The sequence below is a fragment of the Dickeya sp. NCPPB 3274 genome, from assembly GCF_000406205.1.
Classification (GTDB): Bacteria; Pseudomonadota; Gammaproteobacteria; order Enterobacterales; family Enterobacteriaceae; genus Dickeya; species Dickeya fangzhongdai.
The window spans coordinates 4,252,262-4,279,045 of the sequence record NZ_CM001979.1 but is presented as its reverse complement, the minus strand read 5'-3'; the positions used below and the strand labels follow the sequence as shown (position 1 = coordinate 4,279,045).

Genomic DNA, 26,784 nt, shown 5'->3' with positions numbered 1-26,784 from the left:
TTGTGATGGCGCGGGATTTTAACAGCTTAAGCGCCGGGAATACAGCCTTTCGCGTCATAAATTCACCGTTTGCCGCCTTTGTGGCGTCAAGCGTTTGATTACGGGTCAAAAGCCGCGCACCCGGCGATGCGCCCGATTTTCGGTATATGAAAAATTCTCATCGAAGCGGGACGCTGAAATCCGCCGGGCCGGCACAAAAGGCATGAATCGCGGGTTAACCTTGCTCGCTGTACAAGGTATAATCCGCCGATTTCCACTGTTTTGAGCCAGTTATGCAGCTAATTCGCGGTATACACAATCTTCAGGCCTGCCATTACGGCTGTGTGCTAACTATTGGTAACTTTGACGGTGTCCACCGCGGACATCAGGCACTGCTTGAACGCCTGAAGCAGGAAGGGCAGGCACGCGGGTTGCCGGTGATGGTGATGATTTTCGAACCTCAGCCGCTGGAGCTGTTTGCCGCCGAGAAAGCGCCGGCACGGCTGACCCGCCTGCGCGACAAGGTGAAATATCTGGCGCAGGCCGGCGTGGATTACCTGCTGTGCGTGACGTTTGACGCCAGCTTTGCCGCTAATCATGCCAATACCTTTATCTCCAGTCTGCTGGTGGAAAAGCTGGGAGTGAAGTTTCTGGTGGTGGGGGATGACTTCCGCTTCGGGGCTGGCCGGGAAGGGGATTTCCTGTTATTACAGAAAGCTGGCGCCGAACAGAATTTCGAGGTGATCAGCACCACCACTTTCTGCAGCAGCGGCAAGCGGGTCAGCAGCACCGCGGTACGCGAAGCGCTGGTACAGGACGATCTGATCCTGGCGGAGGAACTGCTGGGACACCCGTTCAGTATTTCTGGTCGGGTGGTACACGGCAATGAACTGGGGCGCACCATCGGTTTTCCAACAGCCAACCTGCCTCTCAAGCGCCAGGTATCGCCGGTCAGCGGCGTGTATGCGGTTCAGGTGTACGGATTGGGCGACGCGCCGTTGCCCGGCGTGGCCAACATCGGCACTCGTCCGACCGTGACCGGAGACAAACGCCAGCAACTGGAAGTGCATCTGCTGGATGTGACACTGGATCTGTATGGACGACATATAGATGTAGTGATGTGTAAAAAATTACGTAGTGAGCAGCGGTTTGCTTCGCTGGATGCGCTGAAGCAGCAAATCGCCAACGATGTGGTGGCCGCCCGTGAGTTCTTCGGGTTGAAGGCACCGGTTTAATTTTTCTCTAGCCGAAAACGAAATCGAGAAGCGAATGAGTGACTATAAAACTACCCTGAATTTGCCGGAAACAGGGTTCCCGATGCGTGGCGATTTGGCCAAGCGCGAACCTGACATGCTGAAACGTTGGTATGAGCAGGATTTGTACGGGATTATTCGTGGCGCCAAGAAGGGTAAAAAAACCTTTATCCTTCACGATGGCCCGCCGTATGCGAACGGCAACATTCACATTGGTCACTCGGTTAACAAGATTCTCAAAGACATTATTATCAAGTCCAAAGGGCTGTCCGGCTATGATTCGCCGTACGTGCCGGGCTGGGACTGTCACGGTCTGCCGATCGAACTGAAAGTAGAACAACTGGTGGGCAAACCGGGCGAGAAAGTCAGCGCCGCGCAGTTCCGTGAAGAGTGCCGCAAGTATGCCGCCGAGCAGGTTGCCGGGCAGAAGAAAGACTTCATCCGTCTGGGCGTGCTGGGCGACTGGGATCGTCCCTACCTGACGATGGATTTCAAGACCGAAGCCAACATTATTCGTGCGCTGGGCCGCATCATCGAGAACGGCCATCTGCACAAGGGCGCCAAGCCGGTGCACTGGTGCGCCGACTGCGGCTCCGCACTGGCGGAAGCTGAGGTCGAGTATTACGACAAAACTTCTCCGGCGATTGATGTGACGTTTAACGCGGTCGATCGCGCTGCGGTGCTGGCGAAATTCGGCCTGACCGCCGATGCGGTAAACGGCGATGTGTCGTTGGTTATCTGGACCACCACCCCCTGGACGCTGCCAGCCAACCGTGCGATTGCCCTGAATGCTGAATTTGACTATGTACTGATTCAGGTGGCAGGGAGAAATATCATTGTGGCTGACGGGCTGGCTATTGCTGTCGCTCAGAGAATCGCAGGGAATGCTAGCGGGGAAGTGAGCTTCATTGAGTTAACGCCTAATAAAGTCAAGGGTAGCGATCTGGAACTGCTGCGTTTCCGTCATCCCTTCCTGGATTTCGATGTCCCGGCGATTCTGGGTGATCACGTCACGCTGGATGCCGGTACCGGTGCGGTACACACTGCCGGTGGTCACGGCCCGGACGACTACGTTATCAGCCAGAAATACCAGTTGGAAATCGCCAACCCGGTTGGGCCGAACGGCTGTTACCTGTCGGGCACCTTCCCAGGGCTGGACGGTCTGTTTGTGTTCAAGGCCAACGACAAGATTGTTGAACTGCTGCGTGAGCGCGGCGCGCTGCTGCACCATGAAAAATTGCAGCACAGCTACCCATGCTGCTGGCGTCATAAATCGCCGATTCTGTTCCGTGCTACGCCGCAGTGGTTTGTGAGCATGGACCAGAAGGGCCTGCGTAAGCAGTCGCTGTCTGAAATCAAAGGTGTGCAGTGGATCCCGGATTGGGGGCAGGCGCGCATTGAATCCATGGTGGCGAACCGTCCTGACTGGTGTATCTCCCGTCAGCGTACCTGGGGCGTGCCGATGTCGCTGTTTGTCCACAAAGAAACGCAGGCGCTGCATCCGCGTACCGCAGAGCTGATCGAAGCGGTGGCAAAACGCGTCGAACAGGACGGTATTCAGGCATGGTGGGATTTGAACCCGGCCGACCTGCTGGGCGCGGACGCCGCCGATTATGAAAAAGTGCCGGATACGCTGGATGTCTGGTTCGATTCCGGATCGACCCACGCTTCGGTGGTGGATGTGCGTCCGGAATTCAGCGGCCATGCGGCGGATATGTATCTGGAAGGTTCCGACCAGCATCGCGGCTGGTTCATGTCCTCGCTGATGATTTCTACCGCTATCAAAGGCAAGGCGCCGTACCGTCAGGTACTGACCCACGGCTTCACCGTGGACGGTCAGGGCCGCAAGATGTCGAAATCCATCGGCAACACCGTTAGCCCGCAGGACGTGATGGATAAGCTGGGTGCCGATATTCTGCGTCTGTGGATCGGTTCTACCGACTATTCCGGCGAGATCGCGGTGTCCGACGAGATCCTCAAGCGTTCCGCCGACGCCTACCGCCGTATCCGTAACACCGCGCGTTTCCTGCTGGCCAACCTGAATGGTTTCGATCCGGCGCAGCATACGGTGAAACCGGAAGACATGGTGGTGCTGGATCGCTGGGCGGTGGGCTGCGCCAAAGCCGCGCAGGACGAAATTGTCGAAGCCTATGAGAGCTACGATTTCCACCGTGTGGTGCAGCGTTTGATGCAGTTCTGCTCCATCGAAATGGGGTCGTTCTATCTGGATATCATCAAGGACCGCCAGTACACCGCTAAGCACGACAGCGTGGCGCGCCGCAGTTGCCAGACCGCGCTGTTCCATATTGCCGAAGCGCTGGTACGCTGGATGGCGCCGATCCTCTCCTTTACCGCGGATGAGATCTGGGCGTATCTGCCGGGCGAGCGCGCGCAGTTTGTCTTCACCGAAGAGTGGTATGACGGTTTGTTCGGGCTGGCCGACAGCGAGCCGATGAACGATGCCTTCTGGGCCGACATGCTGAACGTGCGCGGCGAAGTGAACAAGGTGATCGAGCAGGCGCGTAACGACAAGCGCATCGGTGGTTCATTGGAAGCCGCGGTGACGCTATATGCCGACGACGCGCTGTTTACGCAGCTCAACAGCCTGCAAGGCGAACTGCACTTTGCCTTGTTAACCTCCAAAGCGCGTCTGGAACATTACGAAAATGCGCCGGCGGATGCCCAGCAGAGTGAATTACCCGGCCTGAAAGTTGTCCTTAGTAAGGCCGACGGGGAGAAATGCCCGCGTTGTTGGCACTATGAAACGGATATCGGCAGCGATGCCGCGCATCCAGAGGTGTGTGGTCGCTGTGCGACCAATGTTGGCGGCAATGGCGAAGAGCGTAAATTTGTCTGATGAGTAAATCTATTGGAGCAACGGGTCTGCGCTGGCTGTGGCTGGCCGCACTGGTACTGGTGGTCGATTTGGGCAGCAAACAGTGGGTGATGACCCACTTTCAGCTGGGCGAATCGGTACCGCTGGTGCCATTCTTCAATTTTACCTACGCCCATAACTATGGCGCGGCGTTCAGCTTCCTGGCAGACAAGGGCGGCTGGCAACGCTGGCTGTTTGCCGTGATCGCGTTGGTGATTATTGTGGCGTTGCTGGCGATGATGCATCGTTCCAGCGCCAGCCAGAAGCTGAATAATATTGCGTATTCGCTGATTATCGGCGGCGCGATCGGCAATCTGGCCGATCGACTGGTACATGGTTATGTGATCGATTTTCTGGATTTTTATGTCGGCAACTGGCATTACCCGACGTTTAATCTGGCGGATAGCGCGATTGTGGTCGGCGCACTGCTGATTGTGCTGGAGGGGTTTTTGGCTTCTCCGCAAAAAAAGCAGGCGGAAGGTAAATAACGCATGGCGGAATTCGTGACAAACGGCTGTGAAGTGCTGGTGCATTTTGCGCTGATGCTGGAAGACGGTTCCGTGGCGGAGGCGACGCGCGAAAGCGGTAAGCCGGCGATGTTCCGGCTGGGCGACGGCAGCCTGTCGGCAGCGCTGGAGGCTCAGTTGCTGGACCTGCGCGTCGGCGACCGGCGCCAGTTCAGTCTGGTGCCGGAGTCGGCGTTCGGTCCCTCGAATCCGGACCTGATCCAGTTCTTCCTGCGTCGCGACTTTGCGCAGACCGGGGTGCCCGAAGTGGGCACCATCATGCTGTTCAGCGGCATGGCCGGTAACGATATGCCGGGCATCATCCGCGACGTGGCGGAAGAGTCGGTAACGGTGGACTTCAACCATCCGCTGGCCGGGCACACCATCACGTTTGACGTAGAAGTACTGGAGATTCATCCCCTTCAGACGGAGGCAACGCATGAAAATCCTGCTGGCTAATCCCCGTGGATTTTGCGCTGGCGTCGATCGCGCCATCAGCATTGTCGAGCGGGCGCTGGAAGTCTACGGCGCGCCGATTTACGTCCGTCATGAAGTGGTGCATAACCGCTATGTGGTGGAAGGACTGCGTGAGCGCGGCGCCATCTTCATTGAGCAAATCGAAGACGTGCCGGATGGCGCCATTCTGATTTTTTCCGCTCATGGCGTATCACAGGCGGTGAGGACGGAGGCCAAAAGCCGCGAACTAACCGTTTTTGATGCTACCTGCCCGCTGGTGACCAAGGTGCATATGGAAGTGGCGCGCGCCAGCCGTAAAGGAACGGAAGCGATCCTGATCGGCCATGCCGGGCACCCCGAAGTGGAAGGCACCATGGGCCAGTACAACAACCCGAACGGCGGCATGTATCTGGTGGAAGGCCCCGATGATGTCTGGGCGTTGCAGGTGAAAGACGAATCCAACCTCTGTTTCATGACCCAGACTACTTTGTCGGTAGATGATACCTCGGCGGTGATCGATGCGCTGCGGGCGCGTTTCCCGCAGATTGTCGGGCCGCGTAAGGACGATATTTGCTACGCCACCACCAACCGTCAGGAAGCGGTGCGTAATCTGGCGGCGGAAGCCAGCGTGGTGCTGGTGGTCGGCTCGAAAAACTCCTCCAACTCCAATCGTTTGGCCGAGCTGGCGCAGCGCGTCGGTAAACCGTCTTACCTGATTGACTCCGCTGATGATATTCAGGAAGAGTGGCTGAAAAATGTCGCCTGCGTCGGGGTCACGGCCGGGGCTTCCGCGCCGGATGTGCTGGTTCAGCAGGTGATCAAACGCTTGCAGAACATGGGCGGACAGATCGCGATGGAGATGCAGGGGCGCGAAGAGAACATCGTGTTCGAAGTGCCGAAGGAACTGCGTATGGATGTTCGTGAAGTGGAATAACACGTTCGCCTTATCATTATGAGAAGATGCCAGACGATGAAAATCGCCTGGCATTTTTTTGGGAGCAAGCTCATGAACCGAATCCCCATTATTCTGGATACCGACCCGGGCATTGACGATGCCGTTGCTATCGCCGCCGCCTTGTTTGCTCCTGAACTGGAGCTGAAGCTCGTCACCACGGTGGCGGGAAATGTGGATGTGGAAAAAACCACCCGCAATGCGCTGCAACTGCTGCATTTTTGGGGCTCGACGGTGCCGGTCGCACGAGGCGCGGCGACGCCGCTGACGCGCGCGTTGCGTGATGCGGCCTACGTCCACGGCGAGTCCGGGATGGCGGGGTACGACTTTGTGGCGCATGACCGGGTAGCGCTGGAAAAGCCCGCCGTGCAGGCGATGTATGAATGCCTGAGCAGCAGCGCCGAACCGGTGACGCTGGTCACCATCGGGCCGCTCACCAATGTCGCACTGCTGCTGACCCAATACCCGCAATGTAAAAACAACATCAAGCGTCTGGTGATGATGGGCGGTTCATCAGGGCGCGGCAACTTTACGCCGAATGCGGAATTCAATATCGCGATTGACCCGGAGGCGGCAGGGCGGGTGTTCGACAGCGGAATCGACATCGTGATGTGCGGTCTGGACGTCACCAATAACGCGGTACTGGCGCCGGATTATCTGGAAGCGTTGCCGGGGCTTAACCGAACGGGCGCCATGCTTCATGCGTTATTCAGTCACTATCGCAGCGGCAGCATGGCGACCGGTTTGCGGATGCATGATCTATGCGCTATTGCTTATCTGGTGAAACCGGCGTTGTTTACCCTGAAACACTGTTTTGTGGCGGTGGAAACCCGGGGCGAGTACACCGCGGGCACCACGGTGGTGGATCTCCAACATCGGCTGAATCGTCCGGCCAACGCACAGGTGGCGTTAGCGCTGGATGTGGACGGTTTTCGCGCCTGGGTGGCGCAGGTGTTGGCGCTGGCTCCCTAAGCGGTCTCGTAACGATGCGCCGTCGGCCAGCCTCATGAATAGGCGCTGGCGGTATGAATATTTGCGGGGGTCGGTCTACTCGCTGGCGGCGGATAACCGCGGCGGCCGGGGGGCTATGGCTAATCGATAGCTTTTACTGATATCCCCGCTGTTTTGTCATAAATTTCTAATTATTGGCGTTTTCGGCTGGCAGCCCTTGGCCGGGCTGGTTAACCTGATAACGTTTTCTCATTCATCAACAGATAAAGAGTACGAATATGCGTGATGCACAAATCCGCGTCGCCATCGCGGGAGCGGGTGGCCGCATGGGACGGCAGTTGATTCAGGCTGCGTTGCAGATGGATGGCGTAGTGCTGGGCGCTGCGCTGGAACGTGAAGGTTCGTCCCTGCTGGGCAGCGATGCGGGAGAACTGGCCGGCGCAGGTAAAACGGATGTCACCGTACAAAGCAGCCTTGAGGCGGTCGTTGACGATTTCGATGTATTTATCGATTTCACCCGTCCGGAAGGCACGCTGAGCCACCTGGCTTTTTGTCGTCAACACGGTAAAGGGATGGTGATTGGCACCACGGGGTTTGACGATCAGGGCAAAGCCGCGATCCAGCAGGCCGCCGCCGACATTGGGATTGTCTTTGCCGCCAACTTTAGCGTTGGGGTGAACGTGTTGCTCAAGCTGCTGGAAAAAGCGGCCAAAGTGATGGGCGATTACACGGACATTGAAATCATTGAAGCGCACCACCGCCACAAAGTCGATGCGCCGTCGGGCACCGCGCTGGCGATGGGCGAAGCGATCGCCGGGGCGCTGGGCCGCGATCTGAAGCAATGCGCGGTTTATGCACGTGAAGGCTATACCGGCGAACGGGAGCCGAAAAGCATTGGTTTTGCCACCATTCGGGCCGGCGATATCGTGGGTGAACATACCGCTATGTTTGCAGATATCGGTGAGCGTATAGAGATAACGCACAAGGCTTCCAGCCGAATGACGTTTGCAAATGGCGCAGTCAGGTCTGCATTGTGGGTAAGCTCTCGTAATCATGGTCTTTTTGATATGAGAGATGTGTTGGGGCTTGATGATATATAACGGGTGAAAATTTTCCTGTCTTTAATCTATTGATTTTAATGGCGCTAAATTTGGCGCCATTGTTTTTTATATGAAAATATTGGTTTTGAACTTAATTTTTATCAAAACTGATTTTTATTGCAGTTATCTGTCTTTTTCTCTGGTGTGCGTTAGCCATTTACGATTCCGTTTGCCGTTTTTGGCGCGATTTTAATCATTCCATCACTCATTGGCGCTGGCAACCGTTTACTTCCGATAGTTGATGTGTGTTTTTGCGGGTATGACCGCACATTACCTCCTGAAGCCATAAAATAGTGAAAAAAAATCCGGTTTGGCTAGACAACGGTCAGGGGCCTCATTAAAATGCGCGCAATTTGCCAAAAATTTGCCTTACAGGTGGTTTTTGCATTGATTTAGTACGTCAAATCTGAATTAATATGCAAATAACGTGATTTTTTATTCCTTGGAGGGTGTTTTGATTAAGTCAGCGCTATTGGTTCTGGAAGACGGAACCCAATTCCACGGTCGGGCCATTGGGGCAGAGGGAACGGCAGTGGGGGAAGTGGTTTTCAATACGTCAATGACCGGTTATCAAGAAATCCTCACTGATCCTTCCTATTCCCGCCAGATTGTCACTCTTACTTATCCCCATATCGGTAATGTCGGCGCCAATAAAGCCGATGAAGAATCCCCCGCCGTTCATGCTCAGGGCCTGGTCATCCGCGATTTACCCCTGATTGCCAGCAACTACCGCAGCGAAGAAAGCCTGTCTGATTACCTCAAGCGCAACAACATCGTGGCGATTGCTGATATCGACACCCGCAAACTGACGCGATTGCTGCGTGAAAAAGGCGCGCAGAACGGCTGCATCATCGCGGGCGATGCGCCGGATGCGGCGCTGGCGCTGGAAAAAGCCAAAGCCTTCCCCGGCCTGAAAGGTATGGATCTGGCGAAAGAAGTCACCACCCGTTCCAGCTATAGCTGGCTACAGGGCAGTTGGACGCTGGAAGGCGAGCTGCCGGCGGCGAAAGAAGAGAGTGAACTGCCGTACCACGTGGTGGCGTACGATTACGGCGTGAAACGCAATATCCTGCGTATGTTGGTGGATCGCGGCTGCCGTCTGACCGTCGTGCCGGCGCAAACCCCGGCGGAAGACGTGCTGAAACTGAATCCGGACGGCATTTTCCTGTCCAACGGCCCTGGCGACCCGGAGCCGTGCGATTACGCCATCAACGCGATCAAAACCTTCCTGGAAACCGAGATTCCGGTGTTCGGCATCTGTCTGGGCCACCAGTTGCTGGCGCTGGCCAGCGGCGCGAAAACCATCAAAATGAAATTCGGCCACCACGGCGGCAACCATCCGGTCAACGATCTGGACGGCAATCGGGTGATGATCACCGCGCAAAACCACGGCTTTGCGGTAGACGAAACGTCTTTGCCCGCCACGCTGCGCGCGACGCACAAGTCGCTGTTCGACGGTTCGCTGCAGGGCATTCACCGCACCGATAAAGCGGCGTTCAGCTTCCAGGGTCACCCGGAAGCCAGCCCCGGCCCGCATGACGCCGCGCCGCTGTTCGATCACTTCATCGAGCTGATTGAGTCTTATACCCAAAATAATTCGAGTCGCAGGAAGGCGGCAACCGAGTGAATCCCCAGGAGCTTACATAAGTAAGTGACTGGGGTGAGCAAGGGCAGCCAACACACCTGCAACTTGAAGTATGACGGGTATACCGTAACACCAAATAATCAGAATCCGTTTAGTCACGCTGCGATAAAAGTACAGGGCGAGAACGCCGGCGCGGCGGTGAGTAAACGGGTTCGCAGGAGCGAAAAATGCCAAAACGTACAGACATAAAAAGTATCCTGATTCTCGGTGCCGGCCCGATCGTGATCGGTCAGGCGTGCGAGTTTGACTACTCCGGCGCTCAGGCGTGTAAAGCGCTGCGCGAAGAAGGCTACCGCGTGATTCTGGTGAACTCCAACCCGGCCACTATCATGACCGACCCGGAGATGGCCGACGCCACCTATATTGAACCGATCCACTGGGAAGTGGTGCGCAAAATTATCGAAAAAGAGCGTCCGGATGCGGTGCTGCCAACCATGGGCGGCCAGACGGCGCTGAACTGCGCGCTGGAGCTGGAGCGTCAGGGCGTGCTGGAAGAATTCGGCGTGACCATGATCGGCGCTACCGCCGATGCCATCGATAAAGCGGAAGATCGTCGCCGTTTCGACATTGCAATGAAGAAAATCGGCCTGGAAACCGCTCGTTCCGGCATCGCGCACACGATGGAAGAAGCACTGGCGGTGGCGGCGGACGTGGGCTATCCCTGCATTATCCGCCCGTCCTTCACTATGGGCGGCACCGGCGGCGGCATCGCTTACAACCGTGAAGAGTTCGAAGAGATTTGCACCCGTGGTCTGGATCTGTCGCCGACCAAGGAACTGCTGATCGACGAATCGCTGATCGGCTGGAAAGAGTATGAAATGGAAGTGGTGCGGGATAAAAACGATAACTGCATTATCGTCTGCTCCATCGAAAACCTCGATGCCATGGGGATCCACACCGGTGACTCCATCACCGTGGCGCCGGCGCAAACCCTGACCGACAAGGAATATCAGATCATGCGTAACGCCTCGATGGCGGTACTGCGTGAAATCGGGGTGGAAACCGGCGGTTCCAACGTGCAGTTCGCGGTTAATCCGAAAACCGGCCGTCTGATCGTCATCGAAATGAACCCGCGCGTGTCCCGCTCTTCGGCGCTGGCCTCCAAAGCTACCGGCTTCCCGATCGCCAAGATCGCCGCCAAGCTGGCGGTCGGCTATACGCTGGATGAGCTGATGAACGACATCACCGGCGGCCGTACCCCGGCGTCGTTCGAGCCGTCCATCGACTACGTAGTCACCAAGATCCCGCGCTTCAACTTTGAAAAATTCGCCGGCGCCAACGATCGCCTGACCACGCAGATGAAATCCGTGGGCGAAGTGATGGCGATTGGCCGCACCCAGCAGGAATCACTGCAGAAAGCGCTGCGCGGTCTGGAAGTAGGCGCCACTGGTTTCGATCCGAAAGTGGATCTGGACGACCCGGAAGCGCTGACCAAAATCCGCCGCGAGCTGAAAGACGCCGGCGGCGACCGTATCTGGTATCTGGCGGATGCGTTCCGCGCCGGGATGTCGGTTGACGGCGTATTCAACCTGACCAACATCGACCGCTGGTTCCTGGTGCAGATCGAAGAGCTGGTGCGTCTGGAAGAGCAGGTAGCCGAGCAGGGCGCCAACGGTCTGACGAAGGAATTCCTGCGTCTGCTGAAACGCAAAGGCTTTGCCGACGCCCGTCTGGCGAAGCTGGCCGGCGTGTCTGAAGGTGAAATCCGCAAACTGCGTTACAAATACGACCTGCACCCGGTTTACAAGCGCGTGGATACCTGCGCCGCCGAGTTCGCCACCGATACCGCCTACATGTACTCCACCTATGACGAGGAGTGCGAAGCCAACCCGAATCAGGATCGCGACAAGATCATGGTGCTGGGCGGCGGTCCGAACCGTATCGGTCAGGGCATCGAGTTCGATTACTGCTGCGTGCACGCGGCGCTGGCGCTGCGCGAAGACGGCTATGAAACCATCATGGTCAACTGCAACCCGGAAACCGTGTCCACCGATTACGACACCTCCGATCGCCTGTACTTCGAGCCGGTAACGTTGGAAGACGTGCTGGAGATCGTACGCATCGAGCAGCCGAAAGGGGTGATCGTGCAGTACGGCGGTCAGACTCCGCTGAAACTGGCGCGTCAGCTTGAAGCCGCCGGCGTGCCGGTGATCGGCACCAGCCCGGACGCCATCGACCGCGCGGAAGACCGTGAGCGCTTCCAGCAGGCGGTCAACCGTCTTGGTCTGAAGCAGCCGGCTAACGCCACCGTCAGCACCATCGATCAGGCGGTGGAAAAAGCGGTCGGCATCGGCTATCCGCTGGTGGTGCGTCCGTCTTATGTACTGGGCGGCCGGGCGATGGAAATCGTTTACGATGAAGTCGATTTGCGCCGTTACTTCCAGACCGCGGTCAGCGTGTCCAACGATGCGCCGGTACTGCTGGACCGTTTCCTGGACGACGCGGTGGAAGTGGACGTTGATGCTATCTGCGACGGCGAGCGCGTGCTGATTGGCGGCATCATGGAACACATCGAGCAGGCGGGCGTGCACTCCGGCGACTCTGCCTGTTCGCTGCCGGCCTACACCCTGAGCAAAGATATTCAGGACGTGATGCGCCGTCAGGTAGAAAAACTGGCGTTCGAACTCTCCGTGCGCGGCCTGATGAACGTGCAGTTCGCGGTGAAGAACAACGAAGTGTACCTGATTGAGGTTAACCCGCGCGCCGCCCGTACCGTACCGTTCGTTTCCAAGGCGACCGGCGTGCCGCTGGCGAAAGTGGCGGCCCGCGTGATGGTTGGGCAGACGCTGGCGCAGCAGGGCGTCACCAAAGAGGTGATCCCGCCGTACTACTCCGTCAAGGAAGTGGTGTTGCCGTTCAACAAGTTCCCGGGCGTAGACCCGATCCTCGGGCCGGAAATGCGCTCCACCGGTGAGGTGATGGGTGTGGGCCGTACCTTCGCCGAAGCGTTTGCCAAAGCGATGCTGGGCAGCAACTCGCCGATGAAGAAGACCGGCCGTGCGTTGCTGTCGGTGCGTGAAGGCGACAAGGCGCGCGTGGTGGATCTGGCCGCCAAACTGCTCAAGCACGGTTTTGAACTGGACGCGACCCACGGCACCGCCGTGGTGCTGGGCGAAGCCGGTATCAACCCCCGTTTGGTGAACAAGGTGCATGAAGGCCGTCCGCACATTCAGGATCGCATCAAGAATGGCGAATACACCTACATCGTCAACACCACGGCCGGCCGTCAGGCGATTGAGGATTCCAAACTGATTCGCCGCAGCGCGCTGCAGTATAAGGTGCATTACGACACCACCATGAACGGCGGTTTCGCCACGGCGATGTCGCTGAATGCCGACCCGACCGAGCAGGTGATTTCCGTTCAGGAAATGCATGCCCGTATTCAGGGATAACGGGTAAAAAAAACCGTGCCGGTTCCGGCACGGTTCTGTGAAAGAGAAAACCGGTCAGTTGCATTTGACCGGTTTTTTTTCGTCCGTATACAGGGGGAGCGTTTAGCTTAAGGCGACTTTGATACCGAGGGTGATCAACACGCCGCCGAGCAGTTTGTCGATCAGTTTCTGGGCTTTGGTCAGGCCGCGACGTACCGGCTCGCTCTGGATCAGGATAACCAGCAGCGGCCACCAAATCAGCGTCAGTCCCCAGATGATCCCGGCGTACCACAGTTTTTCGCCAAAGCTGGAATTCAGGTTCAGCACCTGGGTAAACACCGCCAGGAAAAACAGCGTGGCTTTCGGGTTCAACAGGTTGCAGAGGTAGCCCTGAATAAAGGCTTTCCATAGCCCGACGCGCTGCGGCGCCAGACCGGACAGGTCCAGCTTGTTGCCGCCGCGCGAGCGTAGCGCCTGAATGCCCAGCCAAATCAGGTAGGCGGCGCCGACGTATTTCAACAGGTTAAACAGCCAGGGCGTGGTGGTGATGACGACCGCCAGCCCGGCGACGCAGTACGCCATGTGGGTGGCGACGCCGGCGATCACGCCGACGGCGGTCATCATGGCGGCCAGCCGCGGGTAGCGAACCGCGTTTTTGATCACCAAAAAGAAGTCCGGACCGGGGGAGATCATCCCCAGCGCGGCGATGGTCGCAACAAATAAAGAAGTTTCAAGCATGATGGATTACGAATGACAATCAAGGATCCGACTGGAAAATGTGGGCATAATACCGCCGGTGGCATTTTTTCGCACTCTCAATCATCGATTTGAAATGTTAATAAACTTATAAAAACCGCGCTTATAGTGGTTGTATTCAGGCAGGGGACGGAAAGTAACATGGTAAATGAAACCACACAGCAGCGGGATATCACCCGGTTGTGTATTCAGTGCGCGCTGTTGCTGTTGCAGCATGGCGCGGAAAGTATGTTGGTCGAGCAGCTGTCGTCGCGGCTCGGCGTTGCGCTGGGGATGGACAGTGTGGAAAGCTCGATTTCGGCTAACGCGATTGTGCTGACCACCATCATGCAGGGGCATTGCCTGACATCTACCCGTAAAAATGTGGATCGCGGCATCAATATGCACGTGGTGACCGAGGTGCAGCATGTAGTGATCATGGCTGAACATAAGCTGCTGGATGTGGACGGGGTGGCAAAGCGCTTTAGTCATATCAAACCGCTGCGTTATCCGCGCTGGTTGATGGTGACGATCGTGGCGCTGTCGTGCGGCTGCTTCAGCCGTCTTAACGGCGGCGGCTGGGATGCGTTTCTGGTCACGCTGCTTGCCAGCGGCATGGCGATGTATGTGCGGCAGGTGCTGACCGGCCGGCATCTCAATCCGTTGATTAACTTCTGTATTACCGCTTTTGTAGCGACGTCGGCGTCCGGGTTGCTGATGCGAGTTCCTGGTCTGGAACACAGTTCCTCCGTGGCGATGGCCGCCAGCGTGTTGCTGCTGGTGCCCGGCTTCCCGCTGATCAATGCGGTAGCGGATATGTTCAAAGGTCATGTCAACACCGGGTTGGCGCGCTGGACGATGGCCAGCCTGCTGACGCTGGCGACCTGTATTGGCGTGGTAACGGCAATGGCGGTATGGGGGCTGCACGGATGGTCATTGAATTGATTTGGGCGCTGGTTCAGGACATGGTGCTGGCCGCGGTACCGGCGGTGGGGTTCGCCATGGTATTTAACGTGCCGGTGAAGGCATTGCCTTACTGCGCGTTGCTGGGCGGGCTGGGGCACGGCGCGCGTTTTCTGATGATTCACTTCGGCATCCCCATCGAATGGGCGACATTCGTGGCATCGATCATGGTGGGCATCATCGGTATTCGCTGGTCCCGCTGGTTTCTGGCGCATCCCAAAGTGTTTACCGTCGCGGCCGTGATCCCGATGTTCCCCGGCATCTCAGCCTATACCGCGATGATTTCAGTGGTGCAGCTTTCCCATCAGGGGTACAGCGAAGCGTTGATGCAAATGCTGATTACCAACTTCCTGAAGGCCAGTTTTATCGTCGGCGCGCTCTCCATCGGACTGTCGTTGCCGGGGATCTGGATTTATCGTAAACGGCCGGGAGTATAAGGATTCGGTGTTCTCTTAAATATTGGGCGGCGACCCGGTAATCATATCGACGCATGAACGGGCTTTCCGTATAGTGGCACCAATTTTGTAGCCTGCAGGGTTTTACCATGGTGATTAGTTTGATTGCCGCACTGGCAGTGGATCGTGTGATCGGTATGGAGAACGCCATGCCGTGGCATTTGCCGGCCGATCTGGCGTGGTTTAAGCGCAATACACTCAGCAAACCCGTGATTATGGGGCGCAACACGTTCCGCTCCATCGGTCGGCCGTTGCCGGAGCGGCTGAATATTGTGGTGAGCACTCAACCGGGCGACGATGACCGTGTGACCTGGGTGGCTTCGCTGGAAGCGGCGCTGGCGGCCGCCGGCGACGTGGACGAGGTGATGGTGATCGGCGGCGGCAGTATCTATCAGCAGATGTTGTCGCAAGCCAGCCGTCTCTATCTGACCCACATTGACGCCGAGGTGGAAGGCGATACCCATTTCCCGGATTACGAGCCGGATGAGTGGGTTTCCACCTTCAGCGAGTTCCATGACGCGGACGAACAAAACTCCCACAGCTATTGCTTCGAGATCCTCGAACGCCGCTGATTGCCGCTGATTTTCCCATCTCAAGCCCGCTCACCGAGCGGGTTTTTCTTTTGTTATCTTAATGTATCCATATGTAACCATTTAGTCACAATCATTGCGTAGTATTTGCTTTTGTTTTTCATCATCGCCTCAGCACCGGACGGTAACGGCGCTGGAACCAGAACGAAAGCAAGAGGACGTAGTCGAACATGACCGACAAGATTGAGCACCTGAGTACTGATGAGCTGAATGTCGACCGCCTGAGCAATCCTGCCCGCCGCAAACTGCTGGGCAATGCGGGGGCACTGGGGCTGGCCGGTTTCCTCGGCGGCGGTATCTGGTCTTTTCCGGCAACGGGGCTGGCGGAAGGTCAGCCGACAGGCAGCAAACTGTTGGGTTTCAAGGGTATTGCCGCCTCCGTCGATGATCATATCGCCATCGCTCCCGGCTACCGGGCCGAGGTGCTGATTTCCTGGGGCGACCCGTTGGTGGACGGCGCGCCGGCGTTTCATGCCGAAGGCAAGAACAGCGCCATCGATCAGGAAAAGCAGTTTGGCGACAACAACGACGGCATGAGTTTTTTCCCGATTGATGACCGTCACGGCGTGATGGCGATCAACAACGAATATGTGAACGAGCCATACCTGTTTGCGCACGGCGGCGCCAAAGCAGCCAGCCTGGAAGATGTGCGCAAGTCTCAGGCGGCGCACGGCGTGTCGGTAGTGGCGGTGAAACGCGTAGCCGATTCGACGCGCTGGGAAGTGGAGCGCCCTGCACGTTACAACCGTCGCATTACCGCCAATACGGTTATGACCTTCAGCGGCCCGGCGGCGGGCCATGCGTTGTTGAAAACGGCGGCTGATCCGCAGGGCATGAAAGTGCTGGGCACCTTCGGTAACTGCGCCAACGGCAAAACGCCGTGGGGCACCTATCTGACCTGCGAAGAGAATTTCGATACCTATTTCGGCACCCGGCAGGCCGATTACCAAACCACGCCGGAACAGAAGCGCTATACGTTGAAAGTGCATGAACCGGAACGCAACTGGGTGGATTTTGACGAGCGTTTCGATGTGGCGAAGCACCCCAATGAATTCAACCGGCATGGCTGGATTGTGGAAATCGACCCGCTGAATCCGGCATCGACCCCGGTAAAACGTACCGCGCTGGGGCGTTTCAAGCATGAGAACGCCGCGGTGACGGTGGCGAAGAACGGGCATCTGGTGGTGTACATGGGGGATGATGAGCGCGGCGAGTTCATCTACAAATACGTTTCCAACGGCAAGGTGGATCACGCTAATCCCTCGGCCAACGCACGTCTGCTGGATGACGGCGTACTATATGTGGCGCAGTTTGACGGCGATGCGGGCGGCACGCCGCTGAAAGGCAAAGGGCGCTGGGTAGCGCTGGAGTTCGGCAAGAACGGGCTGACGCCGGAAAACGGGTTCCGCGATCAGGCGGAGGTGCTGGTCTTTGCCCGCAAAGCCGCCTCGCAGGTGAACGCGACGCGGATGGATCGCCCGGAGTGGATTGCGGTCAACCCGCATGACGGCCGTGCCTATTGTACCCTGACCAATAACAGCAAGCGCGGCGAGGACGGTATGCCGATCAATGCGGCCAATCCGCGGCCGAATAACGTCTACGGCCAGATCATTCGCTGGAACGAAAACGGCGATGCGACGGCGGACGTATTCGACTGGGACATGTACGCGCTGTGCGGCAATCCGGTGGCGCATCCGGATGGCATTAATCGCGGTACGCCGAACATTACGGCGGAAAACAGTTTCAACAGCCCGGATGGATTGGGGTTCGATCACGACGGGCGTCTGTGGATCCTGACCGACGGCAATTACAGCAACAAGGGCGATTTTGCCGGGCAGGGAAATAACCAGATGCTGGCGGGCGACCCGACCAGCGGCGAGATCCGTCGGTTTATGGTCGGCCCGAAATCCTGCGAACTCACCGGCATTGCGTTCACGTCCGACTACCGCACGATGTTCGTCAATGTGCAGCATCCCGGAGAAAAGGGGGATTCGCATTTCCCGAATAACAGTGTGCGGCCCCGTTCCTCAGTCATCATGATCACCCGTGAAGACGGCGGCGTGATCGGGGCGTAACGGCGCGAGATACACGCGAGAGGCAATATGACCGGCGGCAGAACCGCCGGTTACATCAGATGGCGAAGGCTTCCGTATCCGGCGCCATCAGCGACGGTTGGGTGAAGTAGCGTTGGTCTTCCCAGCGCAGGCAGGTGAGAACGCCGCCCCAGCAACAGCCGGTATCCAGCGCGTAGATGCCTTCCGGTGTGCCTTTTCCTTCCAGCGACGCCCAGTGGCCGAACGCAATCGCGTATTCGGCCGTTACCGGTCCCGGCAGGTCAAACCAGGGTTTCAGCAACGACGGCGCCTGTGTCGGCGGCTCCTTGCACAGCATGTCGAGCTGACCGCCGGAGAAGCAGTAACGCATGCGGGTAAATACGTTGGTGCTGAATCGCAGACGCGCCAGCCCGCTCAGTTCCGGGCTCCAGTGGTTCGGCATATCGCCGTACATTGCGTCCAGAAACAGCGGGTAACTGTCGCTGCTGAGGATCGCTTCCACTTCCCGCGCGCACATTTTAGCGGTGTCCAGATCCCACTGCGGCGTGATGCCGGCATGAGACATCACCAGTTTGCGCTCGTCGTCCACCTGTAACAGCGGCTGACGACGCAGCCAGTTGATCAGGTCGTCGGCATCCGGCGCCGACAATAGCGCGTCCAGACGATCTTTGGGTTTGTTGCGGCTGATGCCGGCGTATACCGCCAGCAGATGTAAATCGTGGTTGCCGAGCACCATGCGCACCGCATCGCCCAGCGAACGGACATAGCGCAGCACGTCCAGCGAATCGGGGCCGCGGGCGACCAGATCGCCGGTCAGCCACAACGTGTCATACTCGGGGTCAAAGGCGACTTGCGCCAACAGCGCCTTGAGTTCGACGGCGCAGCCGTGAACGTCGCCAATAAGATAGGTAGCCATAGTCTTTCAGTGTATCAGTGAGGGAATGGCCAGGCGGAATACCGTAATGGGGACCTGAAATGTTTCACCCTGATGGTCAATCATCTGGTAATGGCCTTCCATGGTGCCCATCGGCGTTTCCAGAATGGCGCCGCTGGTGTACTGGAATTCATTGCCCGGTTGAATCACGGGCTGCAGGCCGATCACGCCTTCGCCCTGTACTTCGGTTTGTTTGCCGTTGCCGTTGGTAATCATCCAGTAACGGCTGAGCAGTTTGACGTCATGACGACCCAGATTGCGGATAGTGATGGTGTAAGCGAACACGAAGCGCCCTTCCTCTGGCTGGGACTGCGCTTCTACATAGAAGCTCTGAACCTGTATACACACTCGGGGCGCGTTCATCATGACGACAACTCCAGCTTATTCCTGCGATGTGGGGTGCGCGGTCAGCCATTCGGCCAGACGGCAGTATTGCGCAATAGTGACGTTTTCCGCCCGGTCGTTCGGGTCCACCTCCAGCGCGGTCAATTGCTCCGGCGTGAACAGGTTGCCCAGGCTGTTGCGCAGCGTTTTGCGTCGCTGATTAAAGGCTTCCGTGGTAATCCGGCCCAACATACGGGTATCCACTACCGGATAAGGCGATGTGGTATGCGGCACCAGGCGAACCACTGCGGAATCCACTTTCGGGGCTGGTTTAAACGCGGTCGGCGGCACTTCAAGCACCGGAATCACCTGACAATAGTACTGCGCCATCACGCTCAGTCGACCATAAGCCTTGCTGTCCGGCCCCGCCACCAGCCGGTTTACCACCTCTTTCTGCAACATGAAGTGCATGTCGCGAATAGCCTGAGTATAGCTGAACAGGTGGAACATCAGCGGTGTCGAAATATTATACGGCAGGTTACCAAAAACCCGCAGCGGTTGTCCCGCCTGTTGTGACAGGGCGGCGAAATCCACCGTCATCGCATCCTGCTGGATGATGGTCAGCTTGTCCCTGAGCGTCGGGTGAACCTCCAGCCGGGCGGCCAGATCGCGGTCCAGTTCCACCACGGTAAAGCGGTCGATACGCTCGCCGACCGGAATGGTGAGCGCCCCCAGACCGGGGCCGATTTCCACTATTGCCTGACCCGGCTGCGGGTGGATGGCGGAAACAATACTGTCGATCACAAACTGATCGTTGAGAAAATTTTGGCCGAAACGCTTACGGGCGAAGTGACCTTGATGGACGCGATTATTCATTACGGTTAGCAATCATGTGGATAGCGAGATTCAATGCGGTGCGGAAGCTGCCCGGATCGGCCTGACCGCTGGCGGCAAGCTCCAGTGCGGTGCCGTGGTCGACGGAAGTACGGATAAACGGCAGCCCCAGCGTGATGTTGACGGCCCGGCCGAAGCCCTGATATTTCAGCACCGGCAGGCCCTGATCGTGATACATCGCCAGTACGGCGTCGGCGTGTTCAAGATATTTGGGTTGGAACAAGGTATCGGCCGGCAGCGGGCCGACCAACTGGATACCGGACTGACGCAGTTCATCCAGCGCCGGAATAATGACATCCAGTTCTTCACGCCCCATGTGGCCGCCTTCGCCGGCGTGCGGATTCAGGCCGCAGACGTAGATGACCGGTTGGGCGAGGCCGAACTTGCGCTGCAAGTCCTGATGCAGAATGGTGACTACTTCATGCAGGCTGTCGCGGGTGACGGCGTCCGCGACGTCTTTTAACGGCAGATGCGTGGTCGCCAGCGCGACGCGCAGCTCCTCGGTCGCCAGCATCATCACCACGCGCTGGCAGTGGCTGCGCTCGGCAAAAAACTCCGTGTGGCCGGAAAACGGAATACCGGACTCGTTGATGATGCCCTTGTGCACCGGCCCGGTGATCAGCGCGGCGAAGTCGCCATTCAGGCAACCGTCGCAGGCGCGGGTCAGCGTATCCAGCACATAGCGGCTGTTCGCCACGTTCAGTTGCCCCGGCACCACGGCGGCGTCGGCGGCGACCGGCAGCAGCGTCAGCGTCCCGGCAGCCTGCGCCTGCGCATTCTGATGCGGCTGGTACTCACGCAATGTCAGCGGCAGTTTCAGCGCCAGCGCGCGGCTCAACAGCAGCTCTGCGTCAGCGCATACCACCAGTTCCACCGGCCAGTTTTGCTGGGCCAGCGCCACCACCAGGTCAGGACCAATCCCGGCGGGTTCGCCGGGCGTGATCACCACTCGCTGCACCAGAGCTTCAGTCGGCATCAGTTCTGCCCATTCAGGATTTTCACGTAAGCCGCGGCGCGTTTTTCCTGCATCCAGGTTTGCGCTTCCTCGGCGAATTTACGGTTAAACAGCATGCGATAGGCGCGATCTTTCTGGGCGGCGTCGGTCTTGTCCACCTGACGGGTATCCAGCAACTGAATCAGATGCCAGCCGAAGGAGGAATGCACCGGCGCGCTGATTTCGCCTTTCTTCAATTGGGTCAACGCGTCACGGAATGAGGGGTCATACATGTCCGGCGATGACCAACCCAGATCGCCGCCCTGATTGGCGGTGCCCGGATCCTGAGACAGCTGTTTGGCGGCGTTGGCGAAGCTTAACTTGCCGCTTTTGATCTGGTTTGCGATGTCTTCCAGTCTGGCTCTGGCCTGCGCATCGTTCATTACCACCGAGGTACGCAGCAGAATATGGCGGGCGTGTGCTTCGGTCACCGATACGGACTGATCGCCGCCGCGGGTGTCGTTTACGCGCAGAATATGGAAACCGACGCCGGAGCGGATCGGCCCGATAACCTGGCCTTTCTGCGGATTGGTCAGCCGTTCGGCGAACAGCGACGGCAATTCCTGCGGACGGCCCCAGCCCATTTGCCCGCCTTTCAGCGCCTGTGGATCGGCGGAGTAGGTGATAGCCAGTTTGCCGAAGTCGGCGCCCTGCGAGGCTTCTTTCACCAGACGATTAGCCAGGCTTTCCGCCTTGTCGACCTGATCCTGCGTCGGGTTTTCCGGCAGCGGGATCAGAATCTGGCTCAGGTTAACCTCGGGGCCGCTCGCTCCCTGGCTGGCAATCTGCTGGGCCAGCGAATCCACTTCCTGCGGCAGCACGGTGACGCGACGGCGCACTTCGCTGTTGCGCACTTCGGCAATGACCATGTCTTTGCGAATCTGGTTGCGGTAGGTATCAAAGCTGACGCCTTCGGCCGCCAGGCGGCTGCGCAACTGGTCCACGCTCATGCGGTTCTGCGCGGCGATGTTGGTGATGGAACGATCCAGTTGCTCGTCGGTTACCTGAACGCCCATCTTCTGCGCCATCTGCAGGATGATGTTATCCATGATCAAGCGCTCCAGAATCTGGTGACGGAGCGTGGCGTCGTCCGGCAACTGTTGACCGGCTTCTTGCGCGTTCAGCTTGACGGACTGCAGCAGGCTATTGATATCGCTTTCCAGAACCACACTGTTGTCGACGACCGCGGCGATCTTGTTGACCTCCTGCGGCGCCGCAAACGCCATGTTGGCACTCAGTGCCAGTCCCAGAACAAGCGCTCTCCAGTTCTTCATACCTTTCCCGTTAATTTTATCCGCCAGGGCGGGTTAAATGTTTAATCGCTACCGGTCATTAGACGTTTATTGCCGCCAGAGTTCCCGGCGTTACCTCATCAGAACGCGCGCTGGTAAGGCAAAATACCGTTTTTCAGCATTTTTTCCGTACCCAGACCGTAATTGCTGCTCAGGCCGCGCAGTTCAAAGCTGAAGCCAATCTTGTTGTCGTAAACGCTTTGATTGGTGTTGCTATCCCACTTGGTGATTTTGCGCTCATAGCCGACGTTCACCGCCCAGCAGCAGGTATTGTATTGCAGGCCCAGCAACTGGTCGGCCGGTTGGTTGGCCTTGGTGTCGTAGTAGTAAGCGCCCACGATAGCCCAGCGATCCGTCAACGGCCAACTGGCGGTGGCGCCAATCTGGGAAATGCCTTGCTGATATGCAGGGAGAACGAAACTTGAGTTTTTGCTGCTCTCTGCAAGGACTGACTGGATATATTCTTTGCTGGCAAAACGATAGTTCAATTGGAGCAATTTTTCACCGCCGCCACGGTATTCCAGTATTGCGTCGCCCAAAGTGAAGTTGTTAATTCGTTTATCATATTGTGCACCGCCGCGAAGCCCCCAGTTGTCGGCAAACTTCCAGTAAGCGTCACCGGCCCAAGCCAGACTACCGCTATCATCATTCTGGTCAATGGTGGAATTTGCGCCGGTACGCGGGCGCTCAAAGTAATAAATCTGGCCGAGAGAGGCGTTGAAACGTTCTTCAAGGGCGCTATCGTACAACCGGGTGGTAACGCCGCTGGACACCTGATTGGCAGAGGCGATACGATCTAAACCACCGAAAGTTTTATCACGGAACAGGCCGGCATAGTCGGCTTGCAACAGGGTGGAGTCGTAGGTGCGAATGGATGACTGATCCCTGTATGGGATGTACAGATACTGCACACGTGGTTCCAGCGTCTGGGTGTAACCTTTGGCCCAATCCATGTCGCGTTCAAACACCATCTTGCCGTCGGTTTTGAACTGCGGCATGACGCGATTCACACTGCCTTTCAACAATGTTGCATCGGTATTGTCGGCGTGGTTGGCCAGATACGTATCCAGATTATCCTGCTGATAGTGGGTGGCCATCAGCTTGGCTTCGGTACTCAGACTGGCCCAGCCGTTGGAAAGCGGCAGCGACAGCGTCGGCTCGATATGGAGCCGGGTTGCATCCGGGTAAGTGGGGTTGACGTTAGTGAACTTCGCCGCCTGACCGTAAAGGTATAAGTCAAAGGGGCCGATATCATTCTTGGCGAAGTTGATATCCAACTGCGGCATGGCCCGGTACACGTCCCGATTAGCCAGGTTGCTGAAGATCTGATACTGGCGGGTCGACAGCGTGGCGTCCCAGTTGCGGGTGGCGTAACCCAGGCTGAACTTCTGGGTGGCGTAGCCGTCGGTGGTGTTGCCGTAGACCGAGTCCAGGTCGGTGAAATAGTTCTGATCGCTGACCTTGGTGTAGTCGACGTTGATACGCCAGACCTGATCGACAACGCCGCTGTGCATCCAGTGGAACAGCCAACGGGTGTAATTATCATCAGCCGCGTAGCCTGACTTTCCGGACAGCACATCGCTTTTATACTGTCTGTCGTTTTGCAGCCAGTCGAATTCGACCACGCTGAAACCGAAGCGGGACAGATTACGGAACTCGTTCTGCCACTGGATGCCGCGGTTGGTCTGCACATGCGGCGTGATGGTGGCATCGTAGTTGGGGGCGATGTTCCAGTAGTAAGGAGTGATCAGTTCAAAACCATTACGGTTACCGTATTTGGCATTGGGGATCAGGAAACCGGAACGGCGCTTATCGCCGATAGGCAGTTGCATGTAAGGGCTGTAGAACACAGGTACGCCGGCGATGTGGAAGCGAGCGTTCCAGATTTCAGCCACTTCTTCCTGCCGGTCCTGGATCACTTCCGAACCGACTACACTCCAGCTATCATCACCGGGCAAACAGGATGTAAACGAACCGTTATCCAGAATGGTGTAACGGTTATTTTCACGCTGTTTCATCTTGTCGGCATCGCCGCGCCCCTGACGACCCACCATCAGATAGTCGCCGTTTTCCACGTCGGTATCTTTGGTGTTGAGGTTGGACCAGGCTCGCGGGCCTTTCAGGATGACCTGGTTGTCATCGTAATGCACGTTGCCGATAGCGGTGACGGTGCGGATAGGATCAGTCTGACCGGGTTGCTGCTTCTGATGCAGCTGTACCTGGTCGGCGGTGAGCACGCGGTTACCCTGCTCGACGTTGACGTTACCGGTAAAAACGGCGCTATCCGGGTAATTAGCCTGTGACTGATCGGCTTTGATGTGCACCGGCAACTGGCTGGTGTCGCCATTAACCAGCGGACGATTATATACGGGAACGCCCGACATACACTGAGAGGCGAGATCGGCCAGCGCGTGCTGGCTGTACAGCGCCGACCAAATTAATGAGGCCAGCAGGGTTGGAAAACTTTTTTTCATACGCGGTATCTGGTGTTCCGTCATCAAGGGCATCATGCCGGCAAACGGTCAGAGACTATATCAGCCACCGGCGTGGCGCCAGTGCAAAATCCCCGCCATTTTCTATGCGTTGCCGTTAGGAGCAAAGATAAATGACGGGTATGATAAAGCAATTTTTGGCCGACGGCATGGGGATTTGAGGAGTATATGCGGTATTGGGGAAAGTTGCTGGGGCTAGCGCTGGGGATTGCGTCCAGCGCCGGTGTCGGCGGGTTGATAATCGGACTGTTGTTGGGTCATTTGCTTGACAGAGCCCGTGCATCCCGTCAGCGCGACTTTTTTTCCGCGCAAGCCACCCGCCAGGCGCTGTTTTGTCTGACAACCTTTCAGGCGATGGGGCACCTGGCCAAGTCGAAAGGCCGGGTGACGGAGTCCGATATCCGTATCGCCACCACCATGATGGACCGGCTGGAGCTGCATGGCGAGGCGCGCAATGCCGCGCAACAGGCGTTTCGGGAAGGTAAAGCCAGCCAGTTTCCGGTACGCAACAAACTGCGCAAATTGCGCGACGCCTGTATCGGCCGCTTTGATTTGATCCGGATGTTTCTGGAGATTCAGCTACAGGTGGCGTTTGTGGACGGCGCATTGCACCCTAGCGAGCGGCGGTTGCTGTACCTGTTCGCCGATGAACTGGGCGTGACCCGCGAACAGTTCGAGTTGTTCATGCGGAATATGGAACGCGGCAACCACCAATCATCAAAGCAGAACAACAGCAGCGGTTACCAGTCGCGGCAGGGCAGCCATCAGTCGCGGCAGAACAGCAATTACCAGTCACGGCAGAACAACTATCAGTCCCGACAAAACAGCAATCAGTCATCGCGTCAGGGCAACAAATCTTACCAGCGGCGAAACCAGTCGTATGGCGGCGGGCAGTCTTACGGCCAGCGGCCGCCTGTGTCGTCGCACGGGCCGACGGTTGAGAGCGCCTGCCGCACGTTGGGAGTGCGCAGCAGCGATGACGCCGCCACGGTGAAACGGGCTTATCGTAAACTGATGAGCGAACACCACCCCGATAAGATGATGGGTAAAGGCCTGTCGCCGCGCATGATTGAAATGGCCAAGCGCAAAGCGCAGGATATTCAGGCCGCCTATGAGTTTCTCAAAATCAACAAGTTTTCCCGCTGATTCTCTTCCCTTTGTCCTCTGACCGTCTCCTGTTAGCGTTTGTTTTTCAGGAATAGTCGTTTGCTGCGAACCCGATTTAGCGCCCGGGCACGTGCGCTAGAAATCCGCTTCGCAGCGAAAATGCATCGGCGTGTTAAAAGCCGGATGGGTGATCGCCAGTTCCTGCGCGTGCAGCAGCAAGCGGGGCGCCATGGCTTTTGCCTGCGGGTGGGCGTAGAAGCCGTCGCCGAGAATCGGGTGGCCCAGCGCCAGCATGTGGACGCGTAACTGGTGCGAGCGGCCGGTGATCGGCATCAGTTTCACGCGGGTGGTGCCGTCGCCGTCCCGTGATAACACGGCATAACCGGTCTGGGCCGGTTTACCCTGTTCAAAACAGACTTTCTGTTTTGGGCGGTTCGGCCAGTCGCAAATCAACGGCAAATCCACCAGTCCGTCATCCGACGCCAGATGGCCCCAGACGCGGGCGATGTAGGATTTCTTCGGTTCCCGTTCGCGGAACTGGCGTTTCAGTTCCCGTTCCGCCGCTTTGGTCAGCGCCACCACCATCACGCCGCTGGTCGCCATGTCCAGACGATGGACGGATTCGGCGGCGGGAAAGTCGGCCTGAATGCGGGTCATGATGCTGTCCTTGTGTTCCTCGGCGCGGCCGGGGACGGAGAGCAGTCCGCTGGGTTTGTTCACCACCATGATGTGCTGATCCTGATACAGGATGTGCAGCCAGGGATCGCGGGGCGGGTTGTAGGGTTCCATGCATGGCTCCGGCATCGCGGCAAGAACAGATCTTGCCGCGACGTGTATATAGACAGAAGTATATAGACAACCG

General features: G+C 57.6%; 22 protein-coding genes. 14 read left to right on the top strand and 8 right to left on the bottom strand.

Translation table 11 applies throughout. The features are described 5' to 3' along the window. The first annotated feature begins 272 nt into the window (after window positions 1-272). The 9 genes from ribF to carB all read left to right on the top strand — a co-directional run bounded on the left by ribF (window position 273) and on the right by carB (window position 13,109). Window positions 273-1,214 carry a bifunctional riboflavin kinase/FAD synthetase gene (gene ribF, locus DXX3274_RS19055; protein ID WP_042861123.1) on the top strand — a complete coding sequence of 314 codons (942 nt, stop codon included), beginning with the start codon at window positions 273-275 and terminating at the stop codon, window positions 1,212-1,214. A 34-nt stretch (window positions 1,215-1,248) separates the two neighbouring features. Continuing rightward, window positions 1,249-4,089 carry an isoleucine--tRNA ligase gene (ileS, locus tag DXX3274_RS19050; protein ID WP_042861122.1) on the top strand — a complete coding sequence of 947 codons (2,841 nt, stop codon included), beginning with the start codon at window positions 1,249-1,251 and terminating at the stop codon, window positions 4,087-4,089. Beyond that, window positions 4,089-4,595 carry a signal peptidase II gene (gene lspA, locus DXX3274_RS19045; protein ID WP_038665559.1) on the top strand — a complete coding sequence of 169 codons (507 nt, stop codon included), beginning with the start codon at window positions 4,089-4,091 and terminating at the stop codon, window positions 4,593-4,595. The genes ileS and lspA overlap by 1 nt, the downstream gene beginning before the upstream one ends. A 3-nt stretch (window positions 4,596-4,598) precedes the next feature. After that, a complete protein-coding gene (fkpB, locus tag DXX3274_RS19040; protein WP_042861120.1) occupies window positions 4,599-5,072 on the top strand; it encodes an FKBP-type peptidyl-prolyl cis-trans isomerase in 474 nt (157 codons plus the stop codon). Further along, a complete protein-coding gene (gene ispH, locus DXX3274_RS19035) occupies window positions 5,053-6,003 on the top strand; it encodes a 4-hydroxy-3-methylbut-2-enyl diphosphate reductase (protein ID WP_042861118.1) in 951 nt (316 codons plus the stop codon). Before fkpB ends, ispH begins: the two co-directional genes overlap by 20 nt. A 72-nt stretch (window positions 6,004-6,075) precedes the next feature. Continuing rightward, window positions 6,076-6,993, top strand: a complete 918-nt coding sequence (gene rihC, locus DXX3274_RS19030; RefSeq protein ID WP_042862223.1) for a ribonucleoside hydrolase RihC — start codon at window positions 6,076-6,078, stop codon at window positions 6,991-6,993. A 257-nt stretch (window positions 6,994-7,250) separates the two neighbouring features. Further along, entirely contained in the window at window positions 7,251-8,072 is an 822-nt protein-coding gene (gene dapB, locus DXX3274_RS19025) for a 4-hydroxy-tetrahydrodipicolinate reductase (RefSeq protein ID WP_042861117.1), read from the top strand. A gap of 454 nt (window positions 8,073-8,526) precedes the next feature. After that, window positions 8,527-9,699: a glutamine-hydrolyzing carbamoyl-phosphate synthase small subunit gene (gene carA, locus DXX3274_RS19020; protein ID WP_042862222.1), complete on the top strand. Its 1,173-nt coding sequence runs from the start codon at window positions 8,527-8,529 to the stop codon at window positions 9,697-9,699. A gap of 185 nt (window positions 9,700-9,884) precedes the next feature. Next, a complete protein-coding gene (gene carB, locus DXX3274_RS19015; protein ID WP_038920264.1) occupies window positions 9,885-13,109 on the top strand; it encodes a carbamoyl-phosphate synthase large subunit in 3,225 nt (1,074 codons plus the stop codon). Window positions 13,110-13,211: 102 nt separating this feature from the next. Here carB and DXX3274_RS19010 read toward each other — a convergent pair whose 3' ends face one another. After that, window positions 13,212-13,826, bottom strand: a complete 615-nt coding sequence (locus DXX3274_RS19010; RefSeq protein ID WP_042861116.1) for a LysE family translocator — start codon at window positions 13,824-13,826, stop codon at window positions 13,212-13,214. 159 nt (window positions 13,827-13,985) lie between these two features. Here DXX3274_RS19010 and DXX3274_RS19005 point away from each other — a divergent pair, with 159 nt between their 5' ends. The 4 genes from DXX3274_RS19005 (at window position 13,986) to DXX3274_RS18990 (ending at window position 17,906) form a co-directional block, all read left to right on the top strand. Further along, window positions 13,986-14,768: a threonine/serine exporter ThrE family protein gene (locus tag DXX3274_RS19005; RefSeq protein WP_042861115.1), complete on the top strand. Its 783-nt coding sequence runs from the start codon at window positions 13,986-13,988 to the stop codon at window positions 14,766-14,768. Continuing rightward, window positions 14,753-15,223, top strand: a complete 471-nt coding sequence (locus tag DXX3274_RS19000) for a threonine/serine exporter (RefSeq protein ID WP_042861114.1) — start codon at window positions 14,753-14,755, stop codon at window positions 15,221-15,223. The genes DXX3274_RS19005 and DXX3274_RS19000 overlap by 16 nt, the downstream gene beginning before the upstream one ends. A gap of 107 nt (window positions 15,224-15,330) precedes the next feature. After that, window positions 15,331-15,813 (top strand): type 3 dihydrofolate reductase, encoded by a 483-nt coding sequence (gene folA / locus DXX3274_RS18995; protein ID WP_042861113.1) that lies wholly within the window; start codon window positions 15,331-15,333, stop codon window positions 15,811-15,813. A 188-nt stretch (window positions 15,814-16,001) separates the two neighbouring features. Continuing rightward, window positions 16,002-17,906: a PhoX family phosphatase gene (locus DXX3274_RS18990; RefSeq protein WP_042861112.1), complete on the top strand. Its 1,905-nt coding sequence runs from the start codon at window positions 16,002-16,004 to the stop codon at window positions 17,904-17,906. A gap of 55 nt (window positions 17,907-17,961) precedes the next feature. Here the strand turns inward: DXX3274_RS18990 and apaH are convergent, their stop codons facing one another. The 6 genes from apaH to lptD form a co-directional block, all read right to left on the bottom strand. Further along, on the bottom strand, window positions 17,962-18,801 hold the full coding sequence (apaH, locus tag DXX3274_RS18985; protein ID WP_042861111.1) for a bis(5'-nucleosyl)-tetraphosphatase (symmetrical) ApaH: 840 nt from the start codon (window positions 18,799-18,801) through the stop codon (window positions 17,962-17,964). 6 nt (window positions 18,802-18,807) lie between these two features. Continuing rightward, window positions 18,808-19,185, bottom strand: a complete 378-nt coding sequence (gene apaG / locus DXX3274_RS18980) for a Co2+/Mg2+ efflux protein ApaG (protein ID WP_038665589.1) — start codon at window positions 19,183-19,185, stop codon at window positions 18,808-18,810. A gap of 15 nt (window positions 19,186-19,200) precedes the next feature. Further along, window positions 19,201-20,019 carry a 16S rRNA (adenine(1518)-N(6)/adenine(1519)-N(6))-dimethyltransferase RsmA gene (rsmA, locus tag DXX3274_RS18975; RefSeq protein ID WP_042861110.1) on the bottom strand — a complete coding sequence of 273 codons (819 nt, stop codon included), beginning with the start codon at window positions 20,017-20,019 and terminating at the stop codon, window positions 19,201-19,203. Continuing rightward, complete coding sequence (gene pdxA, locus DXX3274_RS18970; protein ID WP_042861109.1) at window positions 20,012-21,013, bottom strand: 4-hydroxythreonine-4-phosphate dehydrogenase PdxA; 1,002 nt, start codon at window positions 21,011-21,013, stop codon at window positions 20,012-20,014. Before pdxA ends, rsmA begins: the two co-directional genes overlap by 8 nt. After that, entirely contained in the window at window positions 21,013-22,305 is a 1,293-nt protein-coding gene (surA, locus tag DXX3274_RS18965) for a peptidylprolyl isomerase SurA (RefSeq protein ID WP_042861107.1), read from the bottom strand. The genes pdxA and surA overlap by 1 nt, the downstream gene beginning before the upstream one ends. Window positions 22,306-22,403: 98 nt before the next feature. Then, a complete protein-coding gene (gene lptD, locus DXX3274_RS18960; protein ID WP_084478830.1) occupies window positions 22,404-24,833 on the bottom strand; it encodes an LPS assembly protein LptD in 2,430 nt (809 codons plus the stop codon). Window positions 24,834-24,983: 150 nt separating this feature from the next. Here lptD and djlA point away from each other — a divergent pair, with 150 nt between their 5' ends. Then, entirely contained in the window at window positions 24,984-25,961 is a 978-nt protein-coding gene (gene djlA / locus DXX3274_RS18955; RefSeq protein WP_042861106.1) for a co-chaperone DjlA, read from the top strand. A 96-nt stretch (window positions 25,962-26,057) separates the two neighbouring features. Here djlA and rluA read toward each other — a convergent pair whose 3' ends face one another. After that, window positions 26,058-26,711, bottom strand: a complete 654-nt coding sequence (gene rluA / locus DXX3274_RS18950) for a bifunctional tRNA pseudouridine(32) synthase/23S rRNA pseudouridine(746) synthase RluA (protein WP_038920257.1) — start codon at window positions 26,709-26,711, stop codon at window positions 26,058-26,060. Window positions 26,712-26,784 lie beyond the last annotated feature (73 nt).